13 protein-coding genes are annotated in these 13,343 nt (G+C 42.1%); 4 read left to right on the top strand and 9 right to left on the bottom strand.

Features of this window, described 5'->3' with window-relative positions; all coding sequences use genetic code 11:
- Window positions 1–918 (bottom strand): proline dehydrogenase, encoded by a 918-nt coding sequence (locus MHB41_RS01860; protein WP_340899389.1) that lies wholly within the window; start codon window positions 916–918, stop codon window positions 1–3.
- A 161-nt stretch (window positions 919–1,079) separates the two neighbouring features.
- Window positions 1,080–1,850, bottom strand: coding sequence for a nucleotidyltransferase domain-containing protein (locus tag MHB41_RS01855; RefSeq protein ID WP_098677320.1), 771 nt, complete (start codon window positions 1,848–1,850; stop codon window positions 1,080–1,082).
- A gap of 92 nt (window positions 1,851–1,942) precedes the next feature.
- Between MHB41_RS01855 and MHB41_RS01850 the strand changes: the two genes are divergently transcribed.
- Entirely contained in the window at window positions 1,943–2,257 is a 315-nt protein-coding gene (locus tag MHB41_RS01850) for a hypothetical protein (RefSeq protein WP_024424319.1), read from the top strand.
- A 35-nt stretch (window positions 2,258–2,292) separates the two neighbouring features.
- Here MHB41_RS01850 and MHB41_RS01845 read toward each other — a convergent pair whose 3' ends face one another.
- Entirely contained in the window at window positions 2,293–3,249 is a 957-nt protein-coding gene (locus MHB41_RS01845; RefSeq protein ID WP_098677318.1) for an acetylxylan esterase, read from the bottom strand.
- Between the two features lie 211 nt (window positions 3,250–3,460).
- On the opposite strand from MHB41_RS01845, the gene MHB41_RS01840 reads away from it, so the two are divergent.
- Window positions 3,461–4,246 (top strand): carbon-nitrogen family hydrolase, encoded by a 786-nt coding sequence (locus MHB41_RS01840; protein WP_041106629.1) that lies wholly within the window; start codon window positions 3,461–3,463, stop codon window positions 4,244–4,246.
- 243 nt (window positions 4,247–4,489) lie between these two features.
- Here MHB41_RS01840 and MHB41_RS01835 read toward each other — a convergent pair whose 3' ends face one another.
- Window positions 4,490–5,407 (bottom strand): LysR substrate-binding domain-containing protein, encoded by a 918-nt coding sequence (locus MHB41_RS01835; protein WP_176967345.1) that lies wholly within the window; start codon window positions 5,405–5,407, stop codon window positions 4,490–4,492.
- A 116-nt stretch (window positions 5,408–5,523) separates the two neighbouring features.
- Between MHB41_RS01835 and MHB41_RS01830 the strand changes: the two genes are divergently transcribed.
- Entirely contained in the window at window positions 5,524–6,297 is a 774-nt protein-coding gene (locus MHB41_RS01830) for a class I SAM-dependent methyltransferase (protein WP_176967346.1), read from the top strand.
- Between the two features lie 221 nt (window positions 6,298–6,518).
- On the opposite strand, the gene MHB41_RS01825 is transcribed toward MHB41_RS01830, so the two are convergent.
- From MHB41_RS01825 to MHB41_RS01805, 5 genes are all read right to left on the bottom strand, one after another.
- Entirely contained in the window at window positions 6,519–7,895 is a 1,377-nt protein-coding gene (locus MHB41_RS01825) for an MFS transporter (RefSeq protein WP_070326664.1), read from the bottom strand.
- Between the two features lie 120 nt (window positions 7,896–8,015).
- Window positions 8,016–9,023 carry a LacI family DNA-binding transcriptional regulator gene (locus MHB41_RS01820; protein ID WP_111927555.1) on the bottom strand — a complete coding sequence of 336 codons (1,008 nt, stop codon included), beginning with the start codon at window positions 9,021–9,023 and terminating at the stop codon, window positions 8,016–8,018.
- 77 nt (window positions 9,024–9,100) lie between these two features.
- On the bottom strand, window positions 9,101–10,048 hold the full coding sequence (locus tag MHB41_RS01815; protein WP_056765053.1) for a dihydrodipicolinate synthase family protein: 948 nt from the start codon (window positions 10,046–10,048) through the stop codon (window positions 9,101–9,103).
- 343 nt (window positions 10,049–10,391) lie between these two features.
- Window positions 10,392–10,949 (bottom strand): shikimate kinase, encoded by a 558-nt coding sequence (locus MHB41_RS01810; protein WP_003214270.1) that lies wholly within the window; start codon window positions 10,947–10,949, stop codon window positions 10,392–10,394.
- Between the two features lie 85 nt (window positions 10,950–11,034).
- Window positions 11,035–11,808: an IclR family transcriptional regulator gene (locus MHB41_RS01805; RefSeq protein WP_034283265.1), complete on the bottom strand. Its 774-nt coding sequence runs from the start codon at window positions 11,806–11,808 to the stop codon at window positions 11,035–11,037.
- 148 nt (window positions 11,809–11,956) lie between these two features.
- On the opposite strand from MHB41_RS01805, the gene MHB41_RS01800 reads away from it, so the two are divergent.
- Window positions 11,957–13,315, top strand: coding sequence for a hypothetical protein (locus MHB41_RS01800; RefSeq protein ID WP_251232526.1), 1,359 nt, complete (start codon window positions 11,957–11,959; stop codon window positions 13,313–13,315).
- The last annotated feature ends 28 nt before the right edge of the window (window positions 13,316–13,343 follow it).

Below are 13,343 nucleotides of genomic sequence, written 5' to 3'. Positions count from 1 at the left end.
TTATTTTCTCGTCATCCCTTTTAGAGCAAAGGCAATGTTTGCCGGCCGTTCTGCAAGGCGTCTCATGTAGTAGCCATACCACTCTCGTCCATACGGAGTATAGACCCTCATTTGATAGCCTTCTTTCACAAGTGCCTGCTGCGTTTCTGATCTCATGCCGTACAGCATTTGAAATTCGAACTGACCTGTCTGTATATTGTGTTTTTTCACAATATTTTTTGTGAACTCGATCATTTGATCGTCATGTGTCGCAATGGCTGTATAGTTCCCTGAGAGCAATTGCTTTTCGATCAGCTTTTGATAATTCAGATCGACATCTATTTTGTTTGGATACGCCACTTCGGCGGATTCCTTATAGGCACCCTTTACAAGTCTTAAAAATGGCTGCAGCTCATTTAGGTCATCAAGATCCTTTTCTGTTCTGTACAAATACGCCTGCAAGACCGTACTGACATACTCATATTGAGATTTCATCTCTTTAAAAATGTCCAGCGTTTTTTGACAGCGCTGTTCATCCTCCATATCGATTGTCACCATGATACGGTGTTTCTCTGCCGTATCTAAAATACGTTTCATATTGTGATACACAAGGTCATCGTCAATATCCAGGCCAAGGGATGTCATTTTGAGTGACACATGGGAATTGAGTCCCGCCTCAGCAATCCGCTGAATGGTTTGAATACACTCAGTCGTCCGTTCATTGGCAATCTCTGCCTTTGTAACAAACTCACCAAGGTGATCAACTGTCACAGCCATTCCTTGGTCATTTAATCGCTTGATAACAGGGATGGCACTCTCAAAGTCCTTCCCTCCGATGATTTTCTTAGATGCAACAGCACTTCCCCAATTACGAGCAATATGGTTCAAGAGACTGCTCTTTGACAAAAACAAGAAGAAATTTCTTGTGACCGACTCCATAAAGGGCACCTCCCACTCTTTGTAAGCTATGTCTTTATTGTAAAGCTCATAAGCTGTCCGCTACAATATTTGAAGATGACAAAAATTCTGACTTTTTTTGTGGTTTTATCACAATAAGAGATAAAAAAGAGCCTGCCGTGATCCGGCTGGCTCTTCCCTGCTTACGCCCACACCTCATCAAGGGTAGACTGCAGCAGCTCATTTAATTCTTGCAACAGGCTGTCCTTCGGCTGATTGTAGCTTTTCACCAATTCATCAAATCGCGCGAGCTCTTTGTCGATAAATGGATGGACATAAGCGAGGCGGTTCTCTACATCCATTTCTTCGCCGTCCATTTTACGTTTGAGCAGCTCATGGATTTCCGCTAAAAGCGGACCTTCCTCCACTAGTTCCTCGAGCAGTTTATGAAAGTCCATCGGCGGAACCGTCCTGTATCGTTCAATCCACTGACAGGCAAGCAGCGGACGAAGCACATAGAAATACTTCTTGATTCGCACCTGCTCTCCTCGTAAATGCCGGCTTTCATTCCGCTTCGCCATATTGAGGTAATGATACATCAATGCGGCAGGATAAAACGCTCGATCCTTTAATTCTCTTAGCTGCTTTGCCAAAGAGAAGGATTCAGCATAGATGATGTCAGACGACAGCCATTCCATGATGGACGGATTCGATTTATTGAATAAGCGAAGTGCCTTTCTAAGCTCCCAGCCGCTGATATCAAGCACATCATCAATCGGCCGTTCAATGACATCACGATGTTCTTCCATTGCCCAATACCATTCTTTTCGAGGAACATATAAAAAACGAACATCGTAATCACTATCAGTCGAGGGGAATCCCCATGCTCTGCTGCCTGATTCGACCGCGAGGCAAATTTTCACGTCATACGTTTCTTCGATGATTTTCAGCTCTTCCTTGATTCTCTCTCTCATCATCCATCAACTCTTTCTATAGAAATCTGCATGACTTCTTCACGTTTTGGTAAAATACGAATAAGACATATATGAAAAAGGAGTTGGATCTCATGTCTATATCTCGCATCATGAAATGGATCACCGGAATTTTTGAAGCCTGTCTTGCCATCCCTGTCATCGGAGGACTATTTATTATTAGCAATGGCTATTCACCGCTCATGGTCATGCTTATTCTGCATATTATCACACTCGTCTTATCGAAGCGAGACCAAGGACCAATGATTGGCAGCATCATTGGGATTATCACATCCTGCCTCGCCTGGATTCCGATACTTGGATTCATCCTTCATATCATCACAGCTCTTGCCCTTATTATCACCGCGTTAGTACCTGATGAAAAAACGAGACAAAATACGAGTTATTAAAAAAGAGGCCCTCCTAGAGCGGCCTCTTTGTTCTTTTATTTGAGCAAGTGCTTTTGTAAGAAGGAGAGCTTCTCTGTTTGAAAAGCCGGGATAAACTCGTGTCCAAAATAGCGGTATACCTTAAGGTCTTTATCTGTTTCTAAATGGTTGTATGCCGCAAACACAGTAGATGGCGGGGTAATTTTGTCAATCAGACCGATCGCCATCAATGTTGGCTGTTTGACCCATCCAGCTAAATTAATTAAGTCAAAATAGCTTAATGTCTCAAATGCCTTTTCTTCCACTTCCGGGTCACTATTTCTCCGAAAGTACGAATTGATTTCTAAATAAGGCTGCTCCAATGCCACATCCACTGCACGCTCAAAGTTTGATAAATAAGGGTAATCTGCCGCGACGACCTTCGGAATATCTGAAAGGGCTGCAGCTGCTACCGCTAATGCGCCTCCCTGGCTCCCACCAATTACGCCGATCCGGTGTTTATCCACTTCAGGGAAGGACTGAATAACTTCGAGTGCACGAACCGCATCTAAATAAACACCGCGATAATAGTAGGTCTCTTTTGATAAAATGCCTTTTGTCATCCACCCCAAAGCGTGACCGCCTGGTGTCACTGTCTGATCTTCACTGCCGCCTTGACCGCGGACGAGCATACCAAATGTGGCATAGCCGTGGAGCGCCCAGTTGACGATGTCGTGAATGCCGCCGTCATAGCTGGCATTATAGCCATGAAAACGAACGAGCGCTGGATGCGGGCCAGTTTGATCAGGTACAGCATAAAAGCCTTCAATTTTAGAATGTCCAAAGCTTTGATACGTCAGGTGGTACACCTTGACGCCTTTCACTGGATAGTCATACGGTTCAAGTATTGGCTTTGCCTCCACTTGGCGCAGTTCTTCGAGTGATTTCTTCCAAAAATCTGAGAAATCAGGGCGTGCTGTTTTCTTTGGTTTATATTTTTTTAGCTCTTCAAGTGGTAAATCGTACAATTGCATATCCGAGTATCCCCCTTTGTTTTATTCATTATATGTATCATAACACCGATTTCTTGAGTGAGAAAGCCATTTAACAAAACCTTCTGACATTTCTATTGGCAAAGATGATGGAAACCTTTATGATAAAGAAACTGGCCTTGAAGACTAAAATAAACCATTACATACATTCATGATTTTCACATGACATATAGCAAATAAAGGAGGAACTCGTATGAAAATCGCCCTTGTCCAAATGGACGTACAAATTGGAGAACCAGAAGTGAATTTTAAAAAAGCAGCAGCGTTTTTAGAAGAAGCGGTTCGCGAGCAGCCTGATTTGATCATTTTACCCGAAATGTGGAATACCGGCTACGCCCTTGAACAAGCCGATCAGCTTGCGGATGTAAACGGTGAACGCACAAAACAGCTCTTTTCCTCCTTTGCCCGCAAGCATCAAGTGTATCTCATCGCAGGCAGTGTATTAAATAAGCGGACAGAAGATGAAAATATCACCAACACGATGTATGTCTTTAACCGCCAAGGGGAGCTTTTGTTAGATTATGATAAAATTCATTTATTCCGCTTAATGGATGAGCACAACTATTTAACCGCTGGTGATCAGCTTGGTTTATTTGACTATGGGGAAGATGTGACGATTGGTGCAATGATTTGCTATGACCTCCGTTTCCCGCAGCTTTCCAGAACACTTGTGAACAAAGGAGCGAAGGTGCTCGTCAATACGGCGCAATGGCCGTCAGCAAGAGTGGACCATTGGCGCAGCCTGCTCATCGCAAGAGCGATTGAAAACCAGTCATTTATGATTGCTGTTAACAGAACAGGCACAAGCAGAGACACGGCATTCCCTGGACACTCTATGGTGATTGATCCACTCGGCCGCATCCTGCTTGAAACAAACGATGACGAAGATATTTATTATGCGGAAATTGATCTTCAGCTAGTGGATGAAGTCAGACAGCAAATTCCGGTTATGACGGATCAGCGTCTCGACTTATATTAAAAAGCAGGGTGCTCCCCTGCTTTCAGCGTGTAGACAAACCCTCGCATTCGGTGTCAGGTCTGCGCTCCGGTGCTCACGAATGTCAAATTCGCTCCGCTCCGGTGCTCGCCCTTCCTAGACTTCAAAGGTTTTCTATCACGCTGAAAAGAAGATAAAGGGCTAAAATCAAGATCATTTTAGCCCTTTGTCACCAATCTTAAAGCAGGGTGCTCCCCTGCTTTTTGCGTTTAATTAAACGTTTGTTTAAGCCTTCCCTTCATTCTGATAAAGGTCCATGAAGGCTTGAGCGGCTTTCGTTAAATACCTTTCTTCCACATATGCAAACACAAGTGTGCGGGTTGGGCATGAATCAATGTGTAAATAAATGACCCCGTTCCTATCCTCTTGCGCCACCATTTTCGGCACAACGGTCACACCTAGTTCGTTTTTGACCAATGCCTGTGCTGTTTGAATATGACTTGTTTCAAAAGCCGCTTTTGGCTGGAAACCGTGATGACGGCACAGCTCCATGACCACTTGCCGAAAACCGTATCCCTCTTTCAGCATAATAAATGGGGTACCTTCAAGAAGCTGAAAGGGAACGATTTCGTGACCGGACTCTTTTTGCCCTGCTTGCTTGATAATCTCGTTCAATTCCTCTGATAACCATGGCTGAGCAGCTTGCGGAACTGCAAGAAGGAGCGGCTCTGTCAGCATTTGTTTCGTTTTCAATGATTCATGCTCGACAGGCATAGATAAAATAGCCAAATCCAGTTTTCCAGCCAATAGACGTTTTTCGAGCTCACGAGGAGACTCTTCTATCAGTTGAACGTGAACATGAGGATACGTTTGACAAAAAGTTTTTAATAAACCGGGCAAGACATAGCCCCCAGTCACTGCTGGCGCTCCAATGTTCAGCTCTTTCCCGATTTCATAAGCTGCCTCTCCTATTTCACGCAGCAAATCATCTCTTTCCTTCAAAATATTCTCAGCCCTTTTAATGAATCGTCTCCCTTGAGGTGTGGGCGTTACTTGTCCATACTTTCGAATAAATAGCGGTGTGTCTAATTCCTCTTCCAGCTTCTTCATTTGCTGGCTTAAAGAAGGCTGTGCAATATGAAGTTGATCCGCTGCTTTTGTAAAACTTTGCTGCCGGTACACTTCCATGACATATTCCATCATTCGTATATCCACTTTCATCACCTCATAGGTTTTAACTATCCATGTCATATCTTTTATGTCTTAGACAAATAACAGAAGGAATTCTACGATAAAGAGACCACAAAGGGGGAAAAGAAATGAATCCATATGCTAAAGCCGAGAACCAATTTTCACAAAATGCCGAGAACTATCGAGATTCACCTATATTTGCGGCCGGAGAAGAGCTGGAATGGATGAAAACAACTGCAAATGCGAAGGGACATGAGCATTTACTTGATATTGGCTGCGCGGCAGGACATACCGTTTTTTCCTTTTCAGACGTTATCTCTAAAGGGGTCGGCATTGATGTCACGCAAAAAATGATCGAGATTGCAGCAGCACTTGCGGAAGAACGCCGCCTGAACCACATTACTTTTGAGCAGGCAGCCGCAGAAGCATTGCCCTTCTCTGATGAATCATTTGATTTAGTGACGTGCCGATTTGCTGCTCACCACTTTCCAAACCTTCAGGCAGCCATGTCTGAAATCAGCCGAGTCTTAAAAAAAGGCGGCCAATTTCTGCTCGTCGATCATTATGCACCTGAAAACCCTGCACAGGATTCATTTATTAATCACTTAAATAGACTGAGAGACCCTTCTCATGTGCGGGAAAGCTCGTTATCAGAATGGAAAGAGCTTTTCGATGACAACCAATTGACTCAGAAAGAGATTCGTTACTGGGACCTGCATATTGATTATAAGGACTGGATTATACGTGGACGCACGCCAGAGAATATTCAAAAGGAGATCGTTTCCCACCTTCAAGCCGCAGACCCTGACACAAAGCAGCTGTTTCAGCTTCAATTCGATGCACAGCATCAGCCCATTTCCTTCTGTTTAAAAGCTGCAATGATTCAGGGAATCAAGAATTGACCTTATAGAAAAAGTCTACCATTGTCGGTAGACTTTTTTAATCTTCACTGTCTCACAGGTATTGCTTTTCATGTTCGTGACACGTCTCTCCTTACGACAAGGAGTGCTAGTCATGTTTGTATTATATGATAAATGAACGAAGATAGGTGAGGCATTTTAGATCCTCTGAATAAAAAAAGAACCTACCCTCTTTGGAATAAGTTCTTCACTGCACGCGTAACTTACGGTGCAATATCCTCTAATACTTTCTCGCGCGTTTCTATCATTTTAAAAGCAAGAATTGCTCCCACTACAGTCACACTTGCAAAAAGAATAAAAATAGTTGAAACACCGCTTACCTCTAAAATAAAACCTATCATAATAGGAGCGATCGCTGAGGCCAGCCTAAGCCACGCTGTAGCAAATGCTGTTCCAATCACCCTCATACGGGTCGGATAAATTTCAGGTGTATATAGATAGAGGAGAACTGTAATTGTCCCCATCATTCCGTAAGCAGCAGACCCTAAATAGATGACGCTTTCTGGTGAAGTCGCTCCGCTGATCCATAAAGCCGTTAATAAAACACCTGTTAATACAAATGCAATGGTTGCCCAGCGCTTTCGTCCTACTTTATCAATTAAAAACGCACAAGCGAATACCCCTATGGTCTGTAAAATATTTGTGAGAGATGCTGCCCTTAATGAATCTCCGACTGGCAAATGGTAAACCGTATTATAAAGACTTGGTAACCAGTTATTTAAACCATTCGATACAAAGTAGGCAGAAAACCATAGTCCCCATACGACCAATGTTCTTTTACGGTAAAAAGTTGAAAATAGCTCTTTCCAGTCGCCTTTTTCAGTACTGCTGGATACTTGATTTGCGACAGGCATTCGTTTGTCAGTACTGGCTTCAATTTCTTCAATAATTCTTTCGGCTTCATCTAACCTGCCTTTCGAAATAAGCCACCTTGGCGATTCACGCAGCATGAAAAAGAATACAAAGACGATTAAACCTCCAATGCCTCCAATCAAGAACATCCATTTCCACCCAAAGCTAGGTACGACGAATGCGCCAATTTGTGCTGAAATCATTAATCCTAAAGGAAAAATCATCTCATAAAGCATAAAAAATCGACCTCTCCCTTGGGCTCGGGACAACTCATTAATATATGAGGCTGCTACCGGCACCTCTCCTCCAACTCCAATCCCTTGAATAAAGCGGAAAATAAAAAGGGCCATAAAATTACCTGAAAATACACAAGCGATACTCATAATAGACATGAGGAATACCGTCCATTTTGCACTAAAAACACGGCCGCGCCTTTCTGCTAACCATCCAAAGAAAATAGCACCAATCGCTTGTCCTATATAACCAGACCCAATAAGAAGACCAATCTGTGCAGGTGATAAATTCCACATGCCGATGAGGACCGGGAGAACAAACGCTAAAGATAGTGCATCAAAAGCATCAAAAAAGGTAGCAGATCCCATAATGATCCGAGGTTTTAAATGCCACCTCGAAAAAGGTACACTTTCCATCCTGGTCAATAGTTGTGAAGCTCTATCAACAACTTGCTCATCATGAGAATTTGAATTTCCGCTGAGTTCTAACGTCATGGTATCTCCTCCTTATTGGAGGAAATGATGCAAAAGTACATGCCGAAGAGCGCTAAAGAAATCGCTTACATTTTAAATCAAGAGAAATTCTCAAGCGATCTTACGAGTTTTCAGCATCTATCACATCTTTTTTGGCGTTCCCGTGGTGCCCCGATCTATATAATACATAGGGAAAATATGCTCCATCGCCTCTAACTGTTGTCCTTCCAACAACTGTGTTAGTAAAGAAACAGCTTTTCTTCCCATTCCAACTAAATCAACATGAACAGAAGATAAAGAAGGGGTTAGAAAACTTGCAATGGGCACATCATCGGCACCAACGACAGACAAATCATGAGGTATTGACACATTTGCGTTTTCTGCCGCTTTCATGACCCCTATCGCCAAAAAATCTGAAGAGCAAACAACTCCAGTCATGTGCTGGTTTCCTTGGAGAAATTGAGAAACCACTTCTACTACTTTTCCCCCATCAAATTCATCTAACTCAAACACAAGCTCTTTGTTCATTGTTAATCCTAAACGTTTCAGTGTGCGCTCATACCCCTTGTAATATCTCACACTATGCATCGAACTCATTGGACCATTGACCAGCCCAATGGTTCGATGACCTTTATCAAATAAGGCCGTTACAGATTGACAAACACCTTCTTCATCATCTGGCCTGACACATGGAAATGGTGAATCCTCTAAGTAACTTCCGACAACAATAATGGGAATAGCCAAACTTTTTAACCAATCCATGCTCAATTCTTCATTTCTTGGAGAAAATAAAATGGCACCATCTACAGCCTGCGTCTCAAGTAACCGCTGCTGCTGAACAGATGTAAATGACATCAGCATATTGAATTCGGTCTCATCTAATTCCTTCGCTATTCCATCTAAAATCGTTGAAAAAAATGGATTATTCAAAATATATGAACCGCGGGGAACCACTACAGCAATATTCCCAGTCTTTCTTTTCACGAGCCCTCTCGCTCCTAAATTAGGGCGGTAGCCTAACTCATCAATCACTTGTTTGATTCTTTCAGCCGTTTGAGCACCTACTCCTGGTTTACCACTTAATACTCGGGAAACAGAGGCTATAGACACTCCTGCTTTCAATGCTACATCTTTAATACTTACTGACACATTTCATACCTCCGGGAGTCTGTTGTTTTATACCCTATTATAACCTGACTCACCTTCATCATGAAATCAATGGTCTGTTATCTACTGACGTTTTCCTTAAGCAAACCAACACTTTGAAGGCCCTGGCGAATCTCTTCTTTTTCCTTTTGAGTTAAAGGTAATACCGGCTTTCTAGCAAGCGAACTGCTGATCAAGCCTCTCTGGAACATCGCTTCCTTCATTCGCAGATGAGAGGTAGATGAAGGTTCATCCATTTTATATACAGCATGCTTTAATTCAAAGATTCTATCGTACACTTTATTAGCTGCTGCAAGGTCTTGTTTTTCCACACATTTCACAAGTTCAGCGATCAAATCTGGCACAAAACAGCCGAAACCGACAAGCGCCCCATCAATCCCTTGAACTAATGTTGGCAATAAATATTCATCGTGACATGTGAGCAGCGATACATCTGGTGCATGCTTTTTCAGTGCGCGCACATCGACTTCATATTGTGCCATGTCCCTTTGACCAATTTTGAATGAGACAACATTTTCAATTTCCGACATTTCTAGTAATTGATTCGTTGTATATGAGGTTTTTGTCCACGTTGGATATTGATGAACGATGATTGAAATGTCAATCGCTTCTGCAACATCTTTAAAGAATTGGACAGGTGATTCAGGCTGCATACCGAATCTCAGCCATGAATGCGGCGGCATGAGAAGGATACCTTCTCCACCAGCTTCTTGAACTGCTTTTGCATGCTGGATCGCTTCAATTGTCCCTTCAGCTGAAACCCCGGAAATGACAGGTACTTCCCCTTTTAATTCGTCGGCTGCAATACGCACAGCCTCAGCTCGTTCATGTGGCAGCAAAGTCATAATCTCGCCAGTATGTCCATTGACAACAATCCCGTTAATTCCTTCGTGCTCCGCCACCCAGCGAACAAGCTTACGAAAAGCAGGTTCATCAATTGAATAGTCATCTTTAAAAGGAATTAAGACCGCCGGGAATACACCGCTCCATTTTTCTTTATTTTTCATCAACAAATTCCTCCCCATTCGATTATAGTAAACGTTTACCGTAAGCGTTTACGTAAACAATCATAGAATGTCCTCACGGAAGTTGTCAACATTATTTTTTAAAGATTATAATAATTCAATAAACTCTTATTGAAATTTAGATACTATTTTATTTTTCCGAAAAAGAAAATGATCTAGATCAAAAACCTCATCATCATGAACTGATTGAAGGAGGATCACCGCTTTTTCCAAACGGCTGCACACCAAAAAAAGGATAAATACATTTTGGTTGTCAAAGCATCATCATATGTACGAAGGAAAAGAATTCAATAGAAAAAAAGTCTACCCTCACGGTAGACTTTTTTTATTTCGAATATAAATCCCAGCCAAGCTTGAGTGTGTCCACAATATAATTGGCGACTTCCTCAGCCTCTAAATGATCTGTTTCCACTCTTGAGTTATGAAGAGAATAAATCTCCCGGCGCTCTTCAAACAGCTCTTTCATCTCATCAAGCGTCCGGTTGTGAAGAACAGGGCGGTTTTCAATTAAAATATCAAGCCGCTGCTTCCAATTCTCCCAAGACAAGTCAAGGAAAAGAACGGTACAATGCTTCAAGCAGGCGCGTTTGATTTCTTCCTGTTTGAATGCACCGCCTCCAAGGGAAACGATCTTGAGCTGTGTATGTTCACATAAATCGACGATATAATCCTTTTCAGCCTGCCTGAAGAATGCTTCTCCTTTTTGCTGAAACATCTCTGGAATCGTCATGTTGTACTTTTTCTCAATCTCCTGATCGACATCAATAAAATCTCTATATAGCTTTTTGGCAACCAGCTGCCCAATGGTTGTTTTCCCAACACCCATAAAGCCAATGAGGACAATATTCCGCTGTCTTACAGGAATTTCTCTATTGATTTTCATGGTCGTGACACGTCCTCCCTACGACAAGGAATGCTACATAATGTTTCTATTATATGATAAATGGAGCGCGAAAAGATAGGCAATCTTAAAAATTGTGTTTGACGACGTAGCCGAGCTGTTCAGAAAGCCTCTGTGCCTGTTCTTTCACTTTTTGCTGCAGCTTAGGAATGACTTCTTCAGTAAACCGATGGGTTGGACCAGATATGGATAAACAAGCCTTCACTTCCCCATGAATGTTAAAGACTGGTGCCGCTACTGCCGCAGATCCTACCTCTCGTTCATCGATACTGCAAGAAGTATACGTGTCAAGAATATGTTTACGTTCCTCTTGCCAGTCATCTCTCTTCACATGATCAGCCTCAGACGCTAATACTTTTTGTTGAAATTCTTCACTTTGAAAAGCCAATAATACCTTTCCGCCTGCACCTGCGTACAATGGCAGCTTCTCACCAATCTTGACAAGATGGCGAATCGATTGCAGCCCTTCCGCTTGTTCGATACAAACCCTGCTTGTTGAATCCAGTACATACAGGTTGACGGTTTCCTTTGTTTCATCACGAAGTGAGTACATGAGTGGTTTAGCCAGTTCCCTCAATTTAATGGACTTTCCTGCAATGTATCCAAGGAGATAAAGCCTTTGACCCAATCGGTATTTCATTGTTTCTTGATTCTTCTCCACAAAATGATTCATTTCAAGCGCCTTGAGCAGTCTCGTTGTCGTAGACATTGCTAAATTCATCTCTTTTGAAATATCCGTTAGCGTCAGCTCTTGACGTTCTTCACTAAAACAATACAGAATATCCAAAGCACGCTGAACTGTACGCAGTCCTGATTCTTCTTTTGACTTTTTATCAGCCATGTTCATTTTCTCCTTTTCCCCTTTGATTTCTTATCGACATCAACGATCGATTTTGCTATAATCCATTTTAAACGTTCCACTAAAAGAAAACAAATTCCACCAGTCGGAATAAAATCACTTGAAGATATTTGATGGAGGAGATATTTGAATGTACCTGCTCGTTTTTACACTTCTTATCAGTCTATATATTGTTCATCAACTATTTCCTGCTCCTATACTCTCCTATTTTGTTGGTCTGCTGGCCGCTGCCTCGCTCACCATTTCTTTTAAGAAAGCAAATGGGCTTTATTTGAAAACAGGTGCTGTATTTCTCATCATTGGGTTGTTCTTATTCTTCATATCCGGCCAGCCATTGCACACGTTTTTTCTTCACTTTCATTCCATGCTGGGCTTGCTTTCTCTCTTTTTCATGCTGCCTTTTATTCATTCTCTCATACATGTTGGACATTTCGATACACAATTAAATAAACTGCTCACACTGCATACAACGAGCTCAAACCAGCTTTATCGCAAGAGTTCATTTGTCACTCATATTCTCGGCATGTTTTTAAATATCGCGACGATTCCTTTACTATATACATCGCTCAAACCGTCGCTCGAATCTTTAAAAGAACAAGTGAAGCAACATCTTTATACACGGAACCTCTTAAGATCATATGCATTATGTTTAAGCTGGAGTCCTGTTGAAGTGCTGGTAAGCGTCACCATTGATGCAACCAAACTAAAATATTATCAAATTGCACCTATTACTTTTGGTTTAATGGTCGTCGTGCTGGCGATAGATTGGATGCTTTTTTCTCGTCAAAGCAAACGATTACCAAACATCATTCAGTCTTCAGAAACAAACGCCAATCCTCATCGAATTAAGCGAAAAACCCTTCAGCTCGCTTTCATGCTGCTAGGTTTTATGACAGTCGTTTCACTTGTCGATGCATGGATTGGGAAAGGCTATTTATTCGCTGTAGTACTGACGATTATTCCATTTGCTCTATTATTCTCTTCTATTATCAAAAAAAGAAAACAATATATCGCTGTCTCTGTGCCTCATTGGAAAGAAAGAACCCGTCAGCTCTCCAACTATATGTGTCTATTTTTAAGTGCAGGCTTCTTTGTCGATATGCTCCTTGCGACAAACAGTATGCAGCCGATTCAAGCATTTATTGTCAGTATATCAGACCATGCCATTTGGGTTTATTGTGTCATTGGGTTGTATTTTCTGATCACCGCCCTTTGCGGTTTTCACCCGCTTGTCTCGCTTGCTTTGTTAGTCAGCATGATGGCACCAGTCATCCATGAACTGCCTGCTCTTCCGATCGCAATCATGCTGATCGTTGCTGGCACATCAACTGTTATGTTTAGCCCTTTTAATGTTTCTGTCTCCTTATTGGCTGATTTGATGAAGGTCAACCCTTACCGTATCACTCGCTGGAATATATGGTTTGCCAGCCTTTATATCAGCATGGGCATCGCATGTGCAGCGATCATCACCATTATCTTTTATACATAAAAAAGAGAACTCACCTTTGAGTTCTCTT

The sequence above is a fragment of the Bacillus sp. FSL H7-0578 genome, from assembly GCF_038630855.1.
Classification (GTDB): Bacteria; Bacillota; Bacilli; order Bacillales; family Bacillaceae; genus Bacillus; species Bacillus safensis.
The sequence above is the reverse complement of the archived record's forward strand: the minus strand, read 5'-3'. Positions and strand labels throughout refer to the sequence as shown.